The sequence below is a fragment of the Streptomyces sp. NPDC006691 genome (genome assembly GCF_042869955.1).
Lineage (GTDB): Bacteria > Actinomycetota > Actinomycetes > Streptomycetales > Streptomycetaceae > Streptomyces.
Genome location: NZ_JBIAGW010000007.1, coordinates 283,524 through 303,215, shown reverse-complemented (window position 1 = coordinate 303,215; position 19,692 = coordinate 283,524). Strand labels below are relative to the sequence as shown.

Here is a 19,692-nt window from a genome sequence, read left to right as displayed (position 1 = left end):
CCGCATGGCGACACAACATGTGGGGGGTGCTTCATGAAGCACCCCCCACATGTATGCTCGTCCTCGCTGTCGCCGCAGGGGAATCCGGTGGGAATCCGGAACTGTCCCGCAACGGTATGACCTGTACGTATCTGTACGGGTCGAGTCCGAGCACCTGCCGACGGTGCGTCCGGGTCGTCCGAACCGGATGCCAGACGTCCGGGCCTCGCGGTTGGGCCGGCGGACGACGCGCTGCGGGCTGCCCCGACGCGCGCCGACGCCTCCCCCGTAGGCCCCGTGCCGAGCGAGGGAGTGCCCCCACGTGACCATCGCCCCAGCGGATCCCGCTTCAGCGATCACCGAAGAGCTCGCGGATGCCCCCGGGACCGCGTTGCTGCGGACCCTGACGGAGCTCACCGCCGATCTCGCGGACACCGACCCCGGCCGGGTCGCCGCCGCCGCGCTGCGGGGCCGCAACGCCCGCTCCGACGAGGGCGAGCTGCGCGAGCTGGCCACCGAGGCGGCCGCGGGGCTCATCTCCGAGGACCCGGCGTACTCCCGGCTCGCCGCCCGGCTCCTGACGATCACCATCGCCGAAGAGGCCGCCACCCAGGGCGCGGTGTCCTTCTCCGACTCGGTCGAGGTCGGCCACCGCGAGGGCCTGATCGCCGACCGGACCGTCGCGTTCGTGCGCGCGCACGCGGACCGTGTGAACGCCCTGGTGGACGCGGCCCTCGCCGACGGCGCCGACGACCGCTTCGGCTACTTCGGCCTGCGCACCCTCTACTCCCGCTACCTGCTGCGCCACCCGATCACCCGCAAGGTCGTCGAGACCCCCCAGCACTTCATGCTGCGCGTGGCGTCCGGCCTCGCCGAGGACGAGTCGGTGCGCGCCCTGGACGAAGTGGCGTCCCTGTACGGCCTGATGAGCCGCCTGGACTACCTGCCGTCGTCCCCCACGCTCTTCAACTCCGGCACCCGGCACCCCCAGATGTCGTCCTGCTACCTGCTCGACTCGCCGCTCGACGAGCTCGACTCGATCTATGACCGCTACCACCAGGTGGCCCGGCTGTCGAAGCACGCCGGCGGCATCGGCCTCTCGTACTCCCGCATCCGCGGCCGCGGTTCGCTGATCCGGGGCACCAACGGCCACTCCAACGGCATCGTCCCGTTCCTCAAGACCCTCGACGCCTCGGTGGCCGCGGTCAACCAGGGCGGCCGGCGCAAGGGCGCGGCCGCGGTCTACCTGGAGACCTGGCACTCCGACATCGAGGAGTTCCTTGAGCTGCGCGACAACACCGGCGAGGACCAGCGCCGCACGCACAACCTGAACCTCGCGCACTGGATCCCCGACGAGTTCATGCGCCGCGTCGACGCCGACGGCACGTGGTCGCTGTTCTCGCCGGCCGACGTGCCCGAGCTGGTCGACCTGTGGGGCGACGAGTTCGACGCCGCCTACCGCAAGGCCGAGGCCGCGGGGCTCGCCCGGAAGACCATGCCGGCCCGGGACCTGTACGGCCGCATGATGCGCACCCTCGCGCAGACCGGCAACGGCTGGATGACCTTCAAGGACGCCTCCAACCGCACCGCCAACCAGACGGCGGAGCCCGGCCACACGGTCCACTCCTCCAACCTCTGCACCGAGATCCTGGAGGTCACGGACGACGGCGAGACGGCGGTCTGCAACCTCGGCTCGGTGAACCTGGGCGCGTTCGTCGTCGGCGACGGCATCGACTGGGAGCGCCTCGACCAGGCCGTCCGCACCGCGGTGACCTTCCTCGACCGGGTCGTCGACATCAACTTCTACCCGACCGAGCAGGCCGGCCGCTCCAACGCCCGCTGGCGGCCGGTGGGCCTGGGCGCGATGGGTCTCCAGGACGTCTTCTTCAAGCTGCGGCTGCCCTTCGACTCCCCCGAGGCGAGGGCCCTTTCCACCCAGCTGTCCGAACGGATCATGCTGACCGCCTACGAGGCCTCGACCGACCTGGCCGAGCGCAACGGGCCGCTGCCTGCCTGGGACAAGACCCGCACCGCGCGCGGTGTGCTGCACCCCGACCACTACGACGTCGAGCTGACCTGGCCGGAGCGCTGGGCGGCCCTGCGGGAACGTATCGCCAAGGTCGGCATGCGCAACTCGCTGCTCCTCGCGATCGCCCCGACCGCGACCATCGCCTCCATCGCGGGCGTGTACGAGTGCATCGAGCCGCAGGTCTCCAACCTCTTCAAGCGCGAGACGCTCAGCGGTGAATTCCTCCAGGTGAACGGCTACTTGGTGGAAGAGCTCAAGAAGCTCGGCGTGTGGGACGCGCAGTCCCGCGAGGCGCTGCGCGAGGCCAGCGGCTCGGTGCAGGACTTCGGCTGGATCCCGGCCGACGTGCGCGCCCTGTACCGCACGGCGTGGGAGATCCCGCAGCGCGGCCTGATCGACATGGCCGCGGCCCGCACCCCCTTCCTCGACCAGTCCCAGTCGCTCAACCTGTTCCTGGAGACGCCCACCATCGGCAAGCTGTCGTCGATGTACGCGTACGCCTGGAAGCAGGGCCTGAAGACGACGTACTACCTGCGCTCGCGCCCGGCGACCCGGATCGCCCGCGCCGCCCAGGCCGCCACCATCCCCGTCCAGCAGGCGGCCCCCGACGCCGACGCCGACGCGATCGCCTGCTCCCTGGAAAACCCCGAGTCCTGCGAGGCCTGCCAGTAATGTCCAGCACCACCGACAAGAACCTGCTCGACCCGGGCTTCGAGCTGACCCTGCGCCCCATGCGCTACCCGGACTTCTACGAGCGCTACCGGGACGCGATCAAGAACACCTGGACCGTCGAGGAGGTCGACCTCCACTCCGACGTCGCCGACCTCGCGAAGCTGACGCCGGGCGAGCAGCACATGATCGGCCGGCTGGTCGCGTTCTTCGCGACCGGTGACTCGATCGTCTCCAACAACCTGGTGCTCACGCTCTACAAGCACATCAACTCCCCCGAAGCGCGGCTCTACTTGAGCCGTCAGCTCTTCGAGGAGGCCGTGCACGTCCAGTTCTATCTGACGCTGCTCGACACCTATCTGCCCGACCCGGAGGACCGCGCGGCCGCGTTCGACGCGGTCGAGGAGATCCCCTCCATCCGCGAGAAGGCGCAGTTCTGCTTCAAGTGGATCAACGAGGTGGAGAAGCTCGACCGGCTGGAGACCAAGGCCGACCGCCGCCGCTTCCTGCTCAACCTGATCTGCTTCGCGGCGTGCATCGAGGGCCTGTTCTTCTACGGCGCGTTCGCCTACGTCTACTGGTTCCGCAGCCGGGGTCTGCTGCACGGCCTCGCCACCGGCACCAACTGGGTGTTCCGCGACGAGACGATGCACATGAACTTCGCCTTCGAGGTCGTGGACACCGTCCGCAAGGAGGAGCCCGAGCTCTTCGACGACGAGCTGGAGCAGCAGGTCACCGACATGCTGAAGGAGGCCGTCGCCGCCGAGCTCCAGTTCGGCCGCGACCTGTGCGGCGAGGGCCTGCCGGGCATGAACACCGAGTCGATGCGCGAGTACCTGGAGTGCGTCGCGGACCAGCGGCTGACCCGCCTCGGTTTCCCGGCGGTCTACGGCTCGCAGAACCCGTTCTCGTTCATGGAGCTCCAGGGCGTCCAGGAACTGACGAACTTCTTCGAGCGCCGCCCGTCGGCCTACCAGGTCGCGGTCGAGGGCTCGGTCGGCTTCGACGAGGAGTTCTAGGCTCCTGGCCCATCACGTGCGAGGCCCCGCTCCCTCGGGGGGAGCGGGGCCTCGACGCGCTGGTGGTGTACGTCAGTCGTTGGGCACGGTCTCGTAGCGCGGGGTGCCCTCCGCCATCTGCTTCAGCGCGTCCTTGCGGTCGCGCTTGGAGAGGCGGTCGATGTACAGGTAGCCGTACAGGTGGTCCGTCTCGTGCTGGAGGCAGCGCGCGAAGTAGCCGGTGCCGCGCACCTTGATCGGGTTGCCCTCGGCGTCCTGGCCGCTGACCACCGCGTAGTCGGGGCGGGCCAGCTCGGCGTACGCGGTCGGCACGGACAGGCAGCCCTCGTTGGACTCGTCCAGGACGCGCTGCTCGGCCGGGAGCTCTTCGAGCACCGGGTTGCAGACGACGCCCACGTGCCGCACGCCGTCGTCGTCCGGGCAGTCGTACACGAAGACCTTCAGGTCCACGCCGATCTGGTTGGCCGCGAGGCCCACGCCCTCGGCCGCCTTCTGGCTGGCGAACATGTCGTCGATGAGCCGGGCCAGCTCGCCGTCGAAGGCGGTGACGTCCTTGCACTCCTTGTGGAGCACCGGGTTGCCGACGACCGTGACCGGGCGGGCGGTGCCGCGCTCGCGGTAGGCCAGCTCACGCGCCTCGCAGTCCTCCGTGTCCACGACGAACCCGTCGTTCGCGACCTGCTGGTCCGTCTCCTGCTGCGCCATGTCCGCCGTACGCCTTCCTGAAAACCCGATTCGATCCGTACAAGCCTAAGGCCGGTTCAGCAGACTTCTTCCAGATCACGCCACTCCCGGCTGTCCGGGTTGTCCGCCACCCAGCCGTCGAGCAGGCCGCGCACCAGGCCCGCGGGGGCCGCGATGCCGCATTCGCGCTCGGGGACCCACAGGTCGCCGTTGGTGCGGTGGCCGAGCGGTCCGGGGTGGCCGGGCTCGCTGTGGTCGTGCGGGTCGAGGTGCTCGCCGTCGCCCTCGTCGCTGGGCATCTCCGACTCGGAGCAGGCCCGGCACAGCAGGCGTACGGAGGAGGACCAGTCCTCGGCGGCGAAGCCGGCGTCGGCCGCGAGGCGCTCCAGGGCGTCCCGGTCGGTCTCGGTGGCGGCCTCCAGGAGGACCACCCAGGTCGGCACCGGTGAGGGCGCCCACAGCTCGATCTCGTCGAAGACCGGGAAGGACGGCCCGGCGGCGGTGACGCGCTCGCCGTGCGGGACGCCGTCGTGCAGCACGACCTCGCCCCAGCGGCGGCCCGAGGAGGGCAGCGGGATGGAGAGGACCTCCATCCGGGCCGGGTCCAGCCTGCGGCCCCACACCACCTCGGCCTCGCCCTCGGGCGACAGGCGCACGGCGGCGCTGCCCAGCTCCATGCCGACGGGCTCGCCGCTGCCGGTGGCCTCGCCCGGCACCTTCAGGCCGTAGGCCTGCCAGGCGCGGCGGGCCAGCGGCCAGTCCTGGAGGGCGGTGGCCGCGATGCCCACGTTCCACCAGTCGGGGGCGCCGCTCTCCTTGTCGAGCAGGGCCACGGCCCGCAGCCCGGCGGCCCGTGCCTGCTCCCAGTCGTGCCGGAACTTGTGCAGGAGCGCCAGGTTGAACCAGGACTCGGACAGCCAGGGCTCCAGGTCCGCCGCGCGCGTCAGCAGCGCCCCTGCGTCCTCGTACCGGCCGTCGCCGATCAGCGTGAACGCACGGTCTGTGGCCTGCCGCCACGAGGCGGAGGGCCGGTGCCGTCCCTTGCCGAAGATCCTCACGATTCCCGCCTGCCCAGACCGGCCCCGACTACCGGGTCGGTCTTACGGTCTCCCAGTTTTCTGGGTTCTTTTCGCATCCAACCATGCCCGGCCGGAAGGCCGCTCATTACTCCTGGGTTACCCAGGAGGCACCCGGGTCAGACAGCCTCGGGCCAGCACGCGTGCCAGGGATTCGACAACCTGGGGATGGTAGTCGTGGCCGGTGCCCAGACGCAGCTGTTCGAGTGCGTTCAGGGACCCGCCGGGCCCCTCCGCACCCTCCGCCAGATCGTCGTAGGCGTTCACCGCCCGGACGATCCGGGCGGGCAGCGGCTGCTCCCGGTACGGGTCGGCCTGCCGCTCGACGATGAGGGCCACGTCGGACGGCACCCCGGTCTGGCGCACCACCGCGCCGCCGAGCAGCGCGATCCGGCGCTGTTCGGCCGCGGGAAGCCGGGCGGTGGCCCCGGCGGGGACCGGGTCGAGCAGCGAGAGCTGCCCGATGTCGTGCATGAGGGCCGCGTACTCCAGGACGGTCAGCTCGCCCTCGGACAGGCCCAGCTCGCGTCCGACGGCCCGGCTGAGCTCCGCGACCCGGCGGGCGTGGCCCGGCTCGGTGTACCCGGCGATCTCGGTGGCGCGGGCCAGTGAGGTGATGGTCTGGCGGTAGGTGGTCCGCACGGCCGCGTACCGCCGGAAGGCCAGCTGGGTGAGGAGCAGCGGCACACAGAACACCGGCAGCGCCCACAGCCCGGCGACCGCGACCGCCAGGGCGATCACGGTGCCGGTCGCACACACCGCGGAGGCGATGCCGAGCAGTCCGCGCAGCTCGTCCCGGAGCAGCGGCCCGAAGGGGTAGCGCGTACGGGCGCGCAGGAGCAGCGCGGCCACCACCGCGTCGCACAGCGCGGTGAGCAGGAGCAGCAGCAGGAGGACGAACGCGAAGTACGGGCCGCGCCCGAACCAGTCGTCGAGCAGTCCGGAGTTGTACAGCGGCTGGAAGCAGACCGCGGCGAACGCGACGGTGAGCACCCGCCGGGCCGCCTGGTCCGGGCGCGGCCCGCGTCCGGCGGCCACGTGCGGTACGGATCCCAGCAGCGCGGAGGCGACCACCACGGCGATCACCTGGAGCACCCCGTGCCCACTGGCGCGCCCGGCGTTCTCGCCGAGCAGCGCGTAGCCGAGCGCTCCCGCGGAGGCGAGCGGCGCCGGATCCCGCTCGCCCTCCCGCGCGCCCCAGCGGGCCAGCTCGCCCACCGCGATGAGCGTGCCGAAGGCGGCCGCGGTGCCGGGGTCGGCGAGCCCGTCGCGCAGGGTCGCCCAGATCGCCCAGACGCCGAGCGCCCCGGCGAGGGCGTGGACGGCGAGCGCGGTGGCCGGCGGCCGGGGCGCCATGTCAGGCCCCCCGGACGTCGGAGGGGCGGGGCTCGGGGCGCCGCGCGGGTCCGGCGGGGCGGTCCGGACCTGGACCCGGACCCGGGTCAGCCTCGGGGGCGTGGGCCGGCCGGGGTGGAGGCACGTTTCCGCGCGCGGCCGAAGGTGCGGGCCGGTCCGCGGTCACCTCCGCGTGCCAGCCGTACCGGGACAGCGCCCGCACCAGGCCCGCCACCATCCGGGGGTCGAACTGCGCGCCCGCACAGCGCTCCAGCTCGGTGACGGCGGCGGCGACGGGCCTGGCCCGCCGGTAGGAGCGGGTGGAGGTCATCGCGTCGAACGCGTCGGCCACCGCCACCACGCGCGCGGCCTCGGGGATCTGGCCGCCGGCCAGGCCGTAGGGGTAGCCGCTGCCGTCGAGCCGCTCGTGGTGGTGCAGGATCGCGCCGCGGGCCTCGCCGAGGAAGCCGATGCCGCGCACCATCTCGTGGCCGTACTCGGGGTGCAGTTCGATCACCGCCCGCTCCTCGGGGGTGAGCGGCCCGTCCTTCCTGAGGACCCGGGTCGGCACCCCGAGCTTGCCGACGTCGTGCAGGATCCCGGCGAACCGGATGACCTCCAACCGCCCTTCCTCCATGCCGAGTTCGCGCGCGATCATCTCCGAGGCGCGGCCCACGCGTTCGCTGTGGCCGCGGGTGTAGCGGTCCTTGATGTCGACGGCCTGGACGAGGGCGCGGATGGTGGCCTGGTGGGCGGCGCGCTCGCGCTGGTACTGGGCGAAGACCCAGCAGGAGATGTACATCGGCAGCAGCACGAACAGCGCCGCGGGCGGCCCGAAGCGGCTGCGCCACAGCACCGCCATCATCAGTCCGGCGAGCCCGTGCACACAGTGCGGGGCGAGCGAGCGCAGCAGGAGACCGCGCCAGGCGGTGCGCACCGGGCGGCGCTCGGCGGTGGCCAGGATGAGGCCGTCGAGCGCGGTCAGGACCAGGCAGAAGACGAGGGCGGCGGCGGCCGCGGGCAGCAGGGCGTACGGAAAGTCGGGGGCCGCCGCCGAGCTGCCGCCGCCCAACGCCTCACGCCCGCCGAGGAGTTGATGGGTGCGGGCCGCCGCGGCGGCGGCGATGGCGAGCTCGGCGGCCCGCCAGGCCCGGCGCACCCGACGCGGCTCGTCCTCGACGTACGCGATGAGCGCACCCGGCACCGCCACGAGGGCGGCGGCGGGCGGCGGGAGCAGGAAGACGGCGGCGAGCAGCACCGGGAAGAACGAGCCGGAGGCGATCGGCACACTGACCCGGCCGGCCAGGATCGGGCAGCGGGCCGGCCATTCGCAGAGCGCGTACAGGCCCGCGAGCAGGGCGACGGCCGCCCAGGGCACGTCCCCGCGCACGACGGGCAGGGCGCAGGCGCCCGCCCCCACGGCTGCGCCGGCGACGGCGAGGCGCGCGCCGACCGGAACGTCCCGCAGTCCCCTCGACTCCGCCATGGCCCCCACCTCCCCATCCGCCCGGGCAGTCCATTGCGTACGGCTTCGCGAGGATAGGCCCGTGGGCGGCGGCGTTCAGGCGCATGGTCGGAATAGGCCGTTTCGGGCCACCCGGATTAGCACCTTCGGGTGACGCGTCGCGGGGAAAGCGGAGAGCGGCCCGGGCCGATGGCCGGGGCCGCTCTCAACTGTCCTGCCGGGGGCGGCAGTTCACCGTTCTTGATCGTCCGCGTCACAGCGGCGGACGGCCGGGGCACTCGGGACCCGGGTCACTCGGGACGCAGCGTCGGAACCTCTCCGGTGACGACGTCCTGCTCCGGCACGGCCTGGCCGGAGCGGATCAGATCGATCCGGCCCATCACCTTGGACCGCAGGTCACTCGGCACGTCGTCCGAGCCGCAGCAGCGCTTCACCAGCTTCTTCACGGCCTGCTCAAGACCGTACTTCTCCAGGCACGGCGAGCACTCCTCGAAGTGCACCTCGAACTTGTCGCAGTCCGTGGGGGGCATCTCGTGGTCGAGGAACTCGTAGAGATGGTCCAGGACCTCAGAGCAGTCCGTCTCGTGCGGCTCTCCGCAGCTCATGAGCCCGAGCCTTTCGCTTCGTCCGACTCGCCGGCGCCGGCCGGGACGAGCCCGCGGTCACGGGCGTAGTCCTCCAACATTCCGCGCAGCTGGCGGCGGCCCCGGTGCAGTCGGGACATCACCGTACCGATGGGTGTACCCATGATGTCGGCGATCTCCTTGTACGCAAAGCCCTCTACGTCCGCGAGATACACGGCGATGCGGAACTCTTCCGGGATGGCCTGGAGGGCCGCCTTCACGTCCGAGTCGGGCAGGTGGTCGAGTGCCTGCGACTCGGCTGAGCGCAGACCTGTGGACATGTGCGACTCGGCGCGTGCGAGCTGCCAGTCCTCGATCTCCTCGGCGGCGCTGCGCTGGGGCTCGCGCTGCTTCTTCCGGTAGGAGTTGATGAACGTGTTGGTGAGAATCCGGTAGAGCCAAGCCTTCAGGTTGGTGCCCTCGCGGAACTGGTGGAAGGACCCGTACGCCTTGGCGTACGTCTCCTGGACCAGGTCCTCCGCGTCGGCCGGGTTGCGCGTCATGCGCAGGGCCGCGGAGTACATCTGGTCGAGGTAGCCGAGCGCGTCCCGCTCGAAGCGCGCGTTGCGCTCGGCGGTGGTCTCTTCCACGTGGCCGTCGTCGGTCCCTGTGACCGGACCCACCTCCTCGAACGGTGTGACGGGTCCGAATGCGGACCCACTCGAATCGGAGGATAGACGACGATCCGCTCCGCCCGCCGCTCGAACAGGAGCGGTCCTGGCCGCGGAAAGCACCGTCCACTCCAGGTCAGAGGCGGCCTTGCGGCTCGGGCAGATGGTCGAACCCATGCGACGGACTCCCTCTCCACAGCTGGTCTGCGTATCCCTTACGTCCGCCATAACAGCGGCCCCGCACCGCGCATTCCCGGGGCCGACGGAGGGTCAGAGGGGCAGACCGGCGAGCCATGCGCCGACCGACCCGGTGATCACGTCCAGCGCTTCCCGCTGGGTGAGGGTGGCGCGCTTGGGCACGGCGAACCCGTGGTCGGCGAACGGCACTTCCACGAGCCCGTACGCCCCTTCGGGGAATTCGGCGGGCTTCCCGAAGGGGTCGTTGCCGCCCTGCACCACGAGGGTGGGCGCGCCCGCGCCGAGCAGCTCGGGCGCCCGGGACTTCTCCGGCCTGCCCGGCGGGTGCAGCGGGAAGCTCAGGGCGAGGACCCCGGCCGCGCCCAGCTCCGCCGCGGTGCGGCAGGCCACCCGCGCCCCGGCGCTGCGGCCGCCCGCGACGACGGGCAGGCCCTTCTTCGCGACGGCCGGCCACAGCTCCCGCCACCCGGTGTCCAGCGTCTTCGGGGCCGGGGCCAGCCTCTTGCCGGCCACCCGCCAGGGCTGCTCCACCAGGGCCACGCTCACACCGAGCGGCGGCAGCGCGCCGGCCAGTGCCTGGAGGTCACGGGCCTCGATGCCGCCGCCCGCGCCGTGGCTCACGGCCAGCACGAGGCGGGCCTTCTTCGCGGGGTGCCAGGTGATGCGCGCGTCCCCCGCGCCGGTCTCGATGATCTCGCTGTCGGTCACGGGGCCATCCTGCCCCGCGCGACAGCCGGGCCCGGGCAGGGCGGTCAGAACAGCGTGCCCTCCTCCGGGCCCGCCAGTTCCGTCAACAGCTCCGGCCCGTTGTTGCGGACGTTGCTGACCGCCGTCGAGACGGGGTAGGCCCGCATGAGGCCCTCGGGCGGCGGCGCGAGCAGTCCGCGCAGCTCCTCGGTGTCGACCCGGGCCGGGTCGAGCCACGACGACCAGCGGTCCGGCGTCAGCATCAGCGGCATCCGGGGATGGATCTCGGCGAGGGAACCCGGGCCCTCGGCGGGCGCCACGGCCAAGGGGCCCGTCTCGGCCTCGGTGGTGATCACCGAGCAGGTCACCCACCAAGCGGAGGGGTGGTCGTCGGGCAGGGTCCGGTCGCGCCAGAACTCGTACAGACCCGCCATCGCGAAGACCGATCCGTCGGCCGGGGTCACGAAGTACGGCTGCTTGCGGGGCCGCTTCTTCTTCCCCTCGACCTCCAGCTCGCGCTCCCCGGCGCCGGTGACCCATTCGTAGTAGCCGTCCGCCGGGATGATGCAGCGGCGCGCGGCGAAGGCCTTCTTGAAGGACGGCTTCTCATGGATCGTCTCGGCCCGCGCGTTGATCAGCCGGGCCGCACCCTCGGGTGATGTCGCCCACGAGGGGACGAGCCCCCACCTGAGCCTGCGCAGCTGGCGCACCGGACGGGGATCGTCGGCGTCCTTGAGGGGACGCTCCAGCACGACGTAGACCTCTTTGGTCGGAGCCACGTTGAAGTCGGGCTCCAGGGCCTCGGCCGGCTCCCTCCCCCCAGGGCTCGGCTCCGCCCGGCCAGAGGGGACCCCCATCTCTATCTCGAAGATGCCCGAGAGGTCCTCGGGACTCCGGCTCGCCGCATACCTGCCGCACATCTGGGGCTTCTCCCCTCCGGGCCGCGTCCCGTTCGGTCGTGCGGCCGTGTCGCCGTGTCGCCCGTCCGCGCCGCTGGGCCGGCCCGGACACGTCCCAGGGTGGCAGACCGGGGCCGGGGGCCGACGGCGGGAACCCCGGGCACCGCACCGTTCGTCCTACTCGCCACACGCCAGCGCGGTGCCCGGTGCCAGACTGCCACGGCGTCCGTCCCCCGTGAGGAGCCGTCCCAGACATGTCCGCCCTGCAAGACTTCCAGCTCTTCGGCACCCAGAGCGCCCCGGCCCCGTGGCTGGTGGTCGCGACCGGCATAGCCGCACTCGTCTTCGTCGTCCCGCACGGCCTGTGGCGGCTTTCGCGGAACGCCATCACCATCGCCCACGAGGGCGGCCACGGCCTGATGGCCCTGGTCACCGGGCGCCGCCTGGACGGGATCCGGCTGCACTCCGACACCAGCGGCCTGACCGTGAGCCGGGGCAAGCCGCACGGCCTCGGGATGATCCTCACGGCCGCCGCCGGGTACACCGCTCCCCCGCTGCTCGGCCTCGGCGGCGCCTGGCTGCTCGCCGCGCACCACGTCACGCTCTTCCTGTGGCTGGCCACCGCGCTGCTCCTGGCCATGCTGGTGATGATCCGCAACGCGTACGGCGTCCTGACCGTGGTACTCACCGGCGCCGCGTTCCTGCTCGTCTCGTGGCTGACCGGACCGGACGTCCAGTCGGCGTTCGCCTACACCGCCGTGTGGTTCCTGCTGCTCGGCGGGGTGCGCCCGGCGTTCGAGCTCCAGCGCAAGCGGCGCCGGTACAACGACGGGGACTCGGACGCCGACCAGCTCGCCCGGCTCACCCACGTACCACCGGCGCTCTGGCTCTTCCTCTTCCACGCCGTCTCGGTGTGCTCCCTGATCGGCGGCGGCCGCTGGCTGCTCGGCCTCTAGTGCGCGGCCCCACTAAAGTAAGGGCCATGACCGAAACGCCCGTGCACCCCGCCCTCTGGCCCGCCCCCCTCGCGAGCGGAACCGTCGACGCGACGGTCACCGTGCCCGGATCGAAATCGGTCACCAACCGCGGGCTCGTCCTGGCCGCGCTTGCCGCCGAGCCCGGCTGGCTGCGCCGCCCCCTGCGCTCGCGCGACACCCTGCTGATGGCGGAGGCGCTGCGCACCCTCGGCGTCGGCATCGAGGAGGGCGTGGGCCCGGACGGCTCGGGCGAGGCCTGGCGCGTGATCCCGGCCGGCCTGCACGGCCCGGCCACGGTCGACGTCGGCAACGCCGGTACGGTCATGCGCTTCCTGCCCCCGGTCGCGACGCTCGCCGACGGCCCGGTCCGCTTCGACGGCGACCCGCGCTCCTACGAGCGCCCGCTGGGCGGTGTCATCAACGGCCTGCGCGCGCTCGGCGCCCGCATCGACGACGACGGCCGCGGCGCGCTCCCGATGACCGTGCACGGCGCGGGCGCCCTCGAAGGCGGCCGGGTGGAGATCGATGCCTCCTCCAGCTCCCAGTTCGTCTCGGCCCTGCTGCTCTCCGCGCCCCGCTTCAACCAGGGCGTCGAGGTCCGGCACGTGGGCGCCACGCTGCCCTCCCTGCCGCACATCCGGATGACGGTCGACATGCTGCGCTGCGTGGGCGCCCAGGTCGACGAGCCGGAGACGGGCGGTGAGCCGAACGTGTGGCGGGTCTCGCACTCGGCGCTGCTCGGCCGCGACCTCACCGTCGAGCCGGACCTGTCCAACGCCCAGCCGTTCCTGGCCGCGGCCCTCGTCACCGGCGGCACGGTCGTCATCCCCGACTGGCCGGCCCGCACCACCCAGCCCGGCGACCAGCTGCGCGGGATCTTCACGGAGATGGGCGGCACCTGCCAACTGGCCGACCGCGGGCTCGTGTTCAACGGTTCCGGGCGCATCCACGGCATCGACGTGGACCTGAGCGAGGTCGGCGAGCTGACCCCGGGCATCGCGGCCGTCGCGGCTCTCGCCGACTCCCCCTCGACGCTGCGCGGCGTGGCCCATCTGCGGCTGCACGAGACGGACCGCCTGGCCGCGCTCACCAAGGAGATCAACGAGCTCGGCGGCGATGTGACGGAGACCGCGGACGGTCTGCACATCCGCCCCCGCCCGCTGCACGGCGGTGTCTTCCACACCTACGACGACCACCGCATGGCCACCGCCGGCGCGATCATCGGCCTCGCCGTCGAGGGCGTCCAGATCGAGAACGTGGCGACCACGGCCAAGACGCTGCCCGACTTCCCCGACATGTGGAGTTCCATGCTGGCGGGGTCCGGAAGCTGAGCGGGACTTAAGATCATGCGCCGCTACGGCAAGAACCCCGACGAGGACGACATCCGCGTCCGCCCCAACCCCAAGGGCAACCGCCCCCGCACCAGCATCCGCCCCAAGCACGAGGACGCGGCCGAGGGCATGGTCCTCACCGTCGACCGGGGCCGGCTGACCTGTCTGGTCGGGGACCGCACGATCCACGCCATGAAGGCCCGCGAGCTGGGCCGCAAGGCGGCGGTGGTGGGCGACCGGGTCGACATCGTGGGCGACCTGTCCGGCAAGAAGGACACGCTCGCGCGGATCGTACGGATCGGCAAGCGCACCTCGGTCCTGCGGCGCACGGCCGACGACGACGACCCGTACGAGCGCGTGGTGGTCGCCAACGCCGACCAACTCGCCATCGTCACCGCGCTCGCCGACCCCGAGCCGCGCCCCCGCCTCATCGACCGCTGCCTGGTGGCCGCGTACGACGGCGGGCTCACCCCGCTCCTGGTCCTGACCAAGTCGGACCTGGCTCCGGCCGACGAACTCCTGGAGATGTACGGGGCGTTGGGCGTCCCGTACGTGGTCACCTCGCGCGAGGAGCTGTACGAGGGCGACGCGGCGGACCGGGTGCGGGAGCAACTGCACGGCAAGGTCACCGCGTTCGTGGGCCACTCCGGCGTGGGCAAGACGACCCTGGTCAACGCGCTGGTCCCGGAGGCGCGGCGGCGCATCACCGGCCATGTCAACGCGGTCACCGGGCGCGGCCGGCACACCACCACGTCCGCACTCGCGCTGCCCCTGGACAGCGCGGACGGCGGCTGGGTCGTCGACACCCCGGGCGTGCGGTCCTTCGGGCTTCACCACGTCGACCCGTCCCGGGTGATCCTGGCCTTCCCCGACCTCGTACCGGGCACCGAGAACTGCCCGCGCGCGTGCAGCCACGACGAGGCGGAGTGCGCGCTCGACCAGTGGGTGGCGGACGGCCACGCCGATCCGGCCCGGCTGTACTCGTTGCGCCGACTGCTCGCCACGAGGGAGCGACGCGAGGGCGACTGACCCGTTTCCAGGGGCGTGGGCAGGGCCTCCGTTGCATAATCGCACCAAGTGTTGACCATGCAGTCAGCGACGACGATGCGTTGTGGAGGCCCTGGACATGGCGTGGCTGCTGGTCGTGGTGGCGGGAATCCTGGAAACGGGCTTCGCCGTCTGCCTCAAGCTGTCGCACGGTTTCACCCGGCTGTGGCCGACGATCGCCTTCGCCGCGTTCGCGCTCGGCTCGTTCGGTCTGCTCACTTTGTCGCTGCGGAAACTGGACGTGGGTCCGGCGTACGCGGTGTGGACCGGCATCGGCGCCGCCGGTACCGCGATCTACGGCATGGTCTTCCTCGGTGACGTGGTCTCCACCCTCAAACTGGTGTCCATCTCGCTGGTCATCATTGGCGTGATCGGGCTCCAGATCTCCGGCTCGGCCCACTGATCCGCCCCCTCAAGCAAGTTGAGGGAGCGTCAGATCCCGTAGTCGGCTACCCCACCGCACGTACCGGGAGCCGCGCGAGCACCGCGCGGATGTATCCGGCGTGCCCCTCGCCGCGCCCGGGCGGGGCCACCACACAGGACAGGCCGAGCCGCACCGCCGTCTCGCAGTACCGGCCGAGCTCCACCGGGTCCGCGCCCGGCACCTGCTGCTCCAGGGCCGCGAGCGCCCGGTCCCGTACGACGGCCACGAGTTCGCCGGGGCCCGGCACCCCGGCGTCGGCGCGGCGCTGCGCGGGTACCGGCGAGACGGCCACGACGGCCCGGTCGGACGGCGCGGGGAGGCGCTCGCTCCAGCAGCCCGTGAGCAGCGCCCGCACCAGAGCGCTGGAGCGGGCCGAGCCGAGCGTCCACTCCGCGACCTGGACCATCCGCTCGGCGGGGCCGCCCCGCTCGGCGAGCGCCCGGTCGACGCCCCGCAGGTAGACATCGGCCTCCCGGCGCACCAGCGCCCTGGCCAGGCCCTCCTTGCTGCCGAACTCGTTGTAGAGGGTCTGCCGCGAGACCCCGGCGGCGGACGCCACGTCCACCATCCTGACTCCGGACCAGGGCAGCCCCGCGAGCGCCGAGAGAGCGGCGTCCAGCAAGGATTCCCGCGCTGTGGGCATGGTCGCCTCCCGAGCCCCCGCGGCCTTGCGAGCGGCTCCGCGTTCAGAGTTGACGTGCCCGGCGGGAGTGTCAAGGGGCGCCGGGGGCGGGCGCGGGGGCGTTCCGGAGTGCGGGCGCCGTGGCCCGCACCGCGGACGGTCGCTACGGTGGTGACCATGCCCGACTATCACGACGATCTGCGTCTCGCCCACGTCCTCGCGGACGCCGCCGACGCCGCCACCATGGACCGGTTCAAGGCACTCGACCTGGTGGTCGAGACCAAGCCGGACATGACACCGGTGAGCGAGGCCGACAAGGCGGCCGAAGAGGTCATCCGGGGGCATCTCCAGCGCGCGCGGCCACGCGACGCGATCCTCGGCGAGGAGTACGGCCTGGAGGGCACGGGCCCGCGGCGCTGGGTGGTCGACCCGATCGACGGCACCAAGAACTACGTCCGGGGCGTGCCGGTGTGGGCGACCCTGATCTCGCTGATGGAGGCGGGCGAGAACGGCTTCCAGCCGGTCGTCGGCGTCGTCTCCGCGCCCGCCCTGAACCGGCGCTGGTGGGCCGCGAAGGGCCACGGCGCGTTCACCGGTCGCAGCCTGACCTCGGCGACCCGCCTGAAGGTCTCCAGCGTCTCCAAGCTGGCCGACGCGTCGTTCGCGTACTCCTCGATCGGCGGCTGGGAGGAGCGGGGCAAGCTGGACGACTTCCTGGACCTGACCCGGGAGTGCTGGCGGACCCGGGCGTACGGCGACTTCTGGCCGTACATGATGGTCGCCGAGGGCTCGGTGGACTTCTGCGCGGAGCCGGAGCTGTCCCTGTGGGACATGGCGGCGAACGTGATCGTGGTGCAGGAGGCCGGTGGCGTCTTCACCGGCCTCGACGGCCGGCCGGGCCCGCACAGCGGCAACGCGGCGGCCTCCAACGGTCTGCTCCACGAGGAACTGATCGGCTACCTCGGGGACGCCCCGCAGTCCTGACGAGTCGTCATCAGGCGTACGCCGGGGCCGAGTTGGACCTCGTCGCGGCAGGCACACCTCATCACTGAGGCGCACGAGGGGCGTGAGTCGTACTTTTACGCGCCCCTCAACTGGCCTCTACCAGCCCCTTGTTGACGGGCGGTCCGGATGCAACTCTAGGAGTTCCCCCACTTGTGAACTTGTGAATTCCTTCCGGAGCGGGCTCGGTTCGCCGCGCCGGGAGACGAATCCACCAAGGAGGTGGCTCCCTTCATGCTCGTCCGTGACGCCATGAGCACGGTGGTCCTCACCATCGGTCCCGCCCACACCCTCCGCCAAGCAGCCCGGCTGATGTCCGCACGCCGGGTCGGCGCGGCCGTCGTGCTCGACCCCGACACCAGCGGGCTCGGCATCCTCACCGAGCGCGACATCCTCAACTCCGTCGGCCTGGGTCAGAACCCGGACCACGAGACGGCCAGCAAGCACACCACCACCGACGTCGTCTTCGCGGCGCCGTCCTGGACCCTGGCCGAGGCCGCCGACGCGATGACCCACGGCGGCTTCCGGCACCTGATCGTGCTCGACGACCACGGACCGGTCGGTGTCGTCTCGGTCCGCGACATCATCCGCTGCTGGGCCCCGGCCCGCCGCGAGAGCGCACTGGCCGGCTGAGGCCACCCCCGCGACCGGGGCAGCCGCGGCCCGGCACGCCAGAAGGCCGGACCCACGACGGAGTCCGGCCTTCTGTCCACCTTCGGCAGGCGACCGCGTATCAGCCGCGGAGGGCCTGGACCGCGGCTTCGAGCCGCTTGCCGAAGTCACCGTCCGCCTGGCGGAAGTTGTTGATAGCGCGCTCGGCGATGTCGTCGCGCGAGACCTTGGCGATGAAGCCCGCCAGGTTGTCGATCAGCCGGGCCTTCTCGTCCTCCGAGTACAGCCGGTAGAGGTTGCCGGCCTGCACGAAGTCGTTGTCCTCGGCGTGCACGGGGGCCGCGATGGTGCCGGTCACCCCGGTGACCTGGCTGCCCTGCCACAGCGGGCGGTCGGTCTGGAAGGGGCCGCCGAAGCTGTTGGGCTCGTAGTTCTTCGCGCCCTTGTGCCGGCCGTCGTACAGGTAGCCGTCACGGGAGTTGGTGCGCGCCTCGGTGGCGTGCGGACGGTTCACCGGCAGGTGGTCGGCGTTGATGCCGACGCGGTAGCGGTGGGCGTCGCCGTACGCGAAGAGCCGGCCCTGGAGCATCTTGTCCGGCGAGGGACCGATGCCGGGCACGAAGTGCGCCGGGCTGAAGACGGACTGCTCGACCTCGGCGAAGATGTTCTCCGGGTTGCGGTTGAGCTCCAGCTTGCCGATCTCGATCGGCGGGTAGTCCTCGTGCGGCCACACCTTGGTGAGGTCGAACGGGTTGAAGCGGTACGTCGCCGCGTCCGCCTCCGGCATGATCTGCACCTGCACGGTCCAGGACGGGAAGTCCCCGCGCTCGATGGCCTCGCGCAGATCGCGCTGGTGGCTGTCCGGGTCCTCACCGGCGAGCTTGTTGGCCTCGTCCTGGGTGAGGTTCTTGATCCCCTGGTCGGTCTTGAAGTGGTACTTGACCCAGAAGACCTCGCCGGCCTCGTTGTTCCACTGGAACGTGTGCGAGCCGTAGCCGTTCATGTGGCGCAGGGTCGCCGGGATGCCGCGGTCACCGAAGAGCCACGTCACCTGGTGGGTGCTCTCGGGGCTCAGGCCCCAGAAGTCCCAGACGTTGTCGGCTTCCTGGCTGCCCGTGTACGGGTCGCGCTTCTGGGTGTGGATGAAGTCGGGGAACTTGATGGCGTCCTTGATGAAGAAGACGGGCGTGTTGTTCCCGACCAGGTCGTAGTTCCCCTCCTCCGTGTAGAACTTCAGCGCGAAGCCGCGGGGGTCGCGCACGGCGTCGGCGGAGCCGAGGTTGCCGGCCACGGTGGAGAACCGCAGGAACGTCTCGGTCTGTTTGCCGACCTCGGAGAGGAACGCGGCGCGCGTCCACTGGGTCACGTCACGGGTGACGGTGAAGGTGCCGTACGCACCGGCGCCACGGGCGTGGACGATGCGCTCCGGGATGCGCTCGCGGTTGAAGTGGGCGAGCTTCTCCAGGAGCGACTGGTCCTGGATCAGGACCGGACCGCCGGCGCCCGCGGTCGCGCTGTTCTGGTTGTCGGCGACCGGCGCGCCGGCCTCCGTCGTAAGCGGTCCCTGTGTCACGTGCGCCTCCTGCGTCATTCCTGCGAGTCCTGTCCCTCGGCCTGAGCCTGGGCTCGATCCTACAATGGACATTGTCTAAGTCAAGCAAGCATCCAAACCCACACCGATTCGGGACTGGCCCTTCCCCCTGTTAGGCTGATGTCCATGAGTGACCTGTTGGAGCGACTGCGCGGCCGCGGCTGGCGCATGACCGCACAGCGCCGCGTGGTGGCCGAGGTCCTCGACGGCGACCACGTCCACCTGACGGCGGACGAAGTGCATGCCCGAGCCGTGGAACGGCTGCCCGAGATCTCCCGGGCGACGGTCTACAACACCCTGGGCGAGCTGGTGACGCTCGGCGAGATCCTGGAGGTCTCCACGGACCGTCGCGCCAAGCGCTACGACCCGAACGCGCACCGGCCGCACCAGCACCTGGTCTGCGCCCAGTGCGGCGCGATCCGCGATGTGCACCCGCAGGGCAACCCGCTGGCCGACCTCCCCGACACCGAGCGCTTCGGCTTCACGATCGCGGCCGTCGAGGTCACCTACCGCGGCACCTGCCCGAACTGCGCGGCGGCCTGACCCCTGCGGCCTGATCCCACCACGCGAAGAAGCCCTCCGGCCGGTGGCCGGAGGGCTTCTTCTCTGCCGCCTCGTCGACGACGCACGCATACGACCGAGGCCCGAATCCCCCAAAGGATTCGGGCCTCAGCCTGCAAGTAGCGGGGACAGGATTTGAACCTGCGACCTCTGGGTTATGAGCCCAGCGAGCTACCGAGCTGCTCCACCCCGCGTCGGTGAACACAACCTTACGGGACGCCGTGGACCAGCGCAAATCTGTCCGCCCGGCC

The 19,692-nt window shown here is 71.7% G+C and carries 19 protein-coding genes, 1 tRNA gene and 1 riboswitch; of the genes, 9 read left to right on the top strand and 11 right to left on the bottom strand.

Translation table 11 applies throughout. The features are described 5' to 3' along the window. Positions 1-36 precede the first annotated feature (36 nt). Positions 37-177, top strand: a riboswitch (cobalamin riboswitch). A 124-nt stretch (positions 178-301) separates the two neighbouring features. Next, the gene (locus ACFYNP_RS18830) at positions 302-2,680 is read left to right on the top strand and encodes a ribonucleoside-diphosphate reductase subunit alpha (protein WP_388786537.1); all 2,379 of its coding nucleotides are present in this window, start codon (positions 302-304) and stop codon (positions 2,678-2,680) included. Further along, positions 2,680-3,696, top strand: coding sequence for a ribonucleotide-diphosphate reductase subunit beta (locus ACFYNP_RS18825; RefSeq protein WP_388406648.1), 1,017 nt, complete (start codon positions 2,680-2,682; stop codon positions 3,694-3,696). Before ACFYNP_RS18830 ends, ACFYNP_RS18825 begins: the two co-directional genes overlap by 1 nt. Positions 3,697-3,768: 72 nt before the next feature. Here ACFYNP_RS18825 and def read toward each other — a convergent pair whose 3' ends face one another. From def to ACFYNP_RS18785, 8 genes are all read right to left on the bottom strand, one after another. Next, positions 3,769-4,401, bottom strand: a complete 633-nt coding sequence (gene def / locus ACFYNP_RS18820) for a peptide deformylase (protein WP_388786535.1) — start codon at positions 4,399-4,401, stop codon at positions 3,769-3,771. Positions 4,402-4,457: 56 nt separating this feature from the next. Next, a complete protein-coding gene (locus ACFYNP_RS18815) occupies positions 4,458-5,438 on the bottom strand; it encodes a hypothetical protein (protein WP_100575012.1) in 981 nt (326 codons plus the stop codon). Positions 5,439-5,555: 117 nt separating this feature from the next. After that, positions 5,556-6,812 carry an HD-GYP domain-containing protein gene (locus ACFYNP_RS18810; protein WP_388406642.1) on the bottom strand — a complete coding sequence of 419 codons (1,257 nt, stop codon included), beginning with the start codon at positions 6,810-6,812 and terminating at the stop codon, positions 5,556-5,558. 1 nt (position 6,813) lies between these two features. Beyond that, positions 6,814-8,259: an HD-GYP domain-containing protein gene (locus ACFYNP_RS18805; protein WP_388786637.1), complete on the bottom strand. Its 1,446-nt coding sequence runs from the start codon at positions 8,257-8,259 to the stop codon at positions 6,814-6,816. A gap of 287 nt (positions 8,260-8,546) precedes the next feature. Continuing rightward, positions 8,547-8,861 carry a mycothiol system anti-sigma-R factor gene (rsrA, locus tag ACFYNP_RS18800; RefSeq protein ID WP_100575009.1) on the bottom strand — a complete coding sequence of 105 codons (315 nt, stop codon included), beginning with the start codon at positions 8,859-8,861 and terminating at the stop codon, positions 8,547-8,549. Next, entirely contained in the window at positions 8,858-9,502 is a 645-nt protein-coding gene (locus ACFYNP_RS18795; RefSeq protein WP_167157084.1) for a sigma-70 family RNA polymerase sigma factor, read from the bottom strand. Before ACFYNP_RS18795 ends, rsrA begins: the two co-directional genes overlap by 4 nt. 258 nt (positions 9,503-9,760) lie before the next feature. Continuing rightward, positions 9,761-10,396, bottom strand: a complete 636-nt coding sequence (locus ACFYNP_RS18790; RefSeq protein WP_388786532.1) for an alpha/beta family hydrolase — start codon at positions 10,394-10,396, stop codon at positions 9,761-9,763. A 44-nt stretch (positions 10,397-10,440) separates the two neighbouring features. After that, on the bottom strand, positions 10,441-11,295 hold the full coding sequence (locus tag ACFYNP_RS18785; RefSeq protein ID WP_388786529.1) for an SOS response-associated peptidase: 855 nt from the start codon (positions 11,293-11,295) through the stop codon (positions 10,441-10,443). Between the two features lie 233 nt (positions 11,296-11,528). On the opposite strand from ACFYNP_RS18785, the gene ACFYNP_RS18780 reads away from it, so the two are divergent. The 4 genes from ACFYNP_RS18780 (at position 11,529) to ACFYNP_RS18765 (ending at position 15,032) form a co-directional block, all read left to right on the top strand. Then, positions 11,529-12,230, top strand: coding sequence for a M50 family metallopeptidase (locus ACFYNP_RS18780; RefSeq protein WP_388786526.1), 702 nt, complete (start codon positions 11,529-11,531; stop codon positions 12,228-12,230). A 26-nt stretch (positions 12,231-12,256) separates the two neighbouring features. Next, positions 12,257-13,582 (top strand): 3-phosphoshikimate 1-carboxyvinyltransferase, encoded by a 1,326-nt coding sequence (gene aroA / locus ACFYNP_RS18775; RefSeq protein WP_388406631.1) that lies wholly within the window; start codon positions 12,257-12,259, stop codon positions 13,580-13,582. Positions 13,583-13,597: 15 nt separating this feature from the next. After that, on the top strand, positions 13,598-14,611 hold the full coding sequence (gene rsgA, locus ACFYNP_RS18770; RefSeq protein ID WP_161252297.1) for a ribosome small subunit-dependent GTPase A: 1,014 nt from the start codon (positions 13,598-13,600) through the stop codon (positions 14,609-14,611). A 97-nt stretch (positions 14,612-14,708) separates the two neighbouring features. Next, positions 14,709-15,032: a multidrug efflux SMR transporter gene (locus tag ACFYNP_RS18765; RefSeq protein WP_100575099.1), complete on the top strand. Its 324-nt coding sequence runs from the start codon at positions 14,709-14,711 to the stop codon at positions 15,030-15,032. A gap of 46 nt (positions 15,033-15,078) precedes the next feature. On the opposite strand, the gene ACFYNP_RS18760 is transcribed toward ACFYNP_RS18765, so the two are convergent. After that, positions 15,079-15,696, bottom strand: coding sequence for a TetR/AcrR family transcriptional regulator (locus ACFYNP_RS18760; RefSeq protein ID WP_388406627.1), 618 nt, complete (start codon positions 15,694-15,696; stop codon positions 15,079-15,081). Between the two features lie 156 nt (positions 15,697-15,852). Here ACFYNP_RS18760 and hisN point away from each other — a divergent pair, with 156 nt between their 5' ends. Both hisN and ACFYNP_RS18750 read left to right on the top strand, forming a co-directional pair. Further along, a complete protein-coding gene (gene hisN / locus ACFYNP_RS18755) occupies positions 15,853-16,659 on the top strand; it encodes a histidinol-phosphatase (protein WP_388786523.1) in 807 nt (268 codons plus the stop codon). Between the two features lie 252 nt (positions 16,660-16,911). Then, on the top strand, positions 16,912-17,310 hold the full coding sequence (locus tag ACFYNP_RS18750; protein WP_388406621.1) for a cyclic nucleotide-binding/CBS domain-containing protein: 399 nt from the start codon (positions 16,912-16,914) through the stop codon (positions 17,308-17,310). Positions 17,311-17,410: 100 nt separating this feature from the next. Here ACFYNP_RS18750 and ACFYNP_RS18745 read toward each other — a convergent pair whose 3' ends face one another. Continuing rightward, positions 17,411-18,880: a catalase gene (locus ACFYNP_RS18745; protein ID WP_388786520.1), complete on the bottom strand. Its 1,470-nt coding sequence runs from the start codon at positions 18,878-18,880 to the stop codon at positions 17,411-17,413. Between the two features lie 126 nt (positions 18,881-19,006). On the opposite strand from ACFYNP_RS18745, the gene ACFYNP_RS18740 reads away from it, so the two are divergent. Further along, positions 19,007-19,423: a Fur family transcriptional regulator gene (locus ACFYNP_RS18740; RefSeq protein ID WP_053729883.1), complete on the top strand. Its 417-nt coding sequence runs from the start codon at positions 19,007-19,009 to the stop codon at positions 19,421-19,423. A gap of 138 nt (positions 19,424-19,561) precedes the next feature. On the opposite strand, the gene ACFYNP_RS18735 is transcribed toward ACFYNP_RS18740, so the two are convergent. Further along, positions 19,562-19,635, bottom strand: a tRNA-Met gene (locus ACFYNP_RS18735). Between the last annotated feature and the right edge of the window lie 57 nt (positions 19,636-19,692).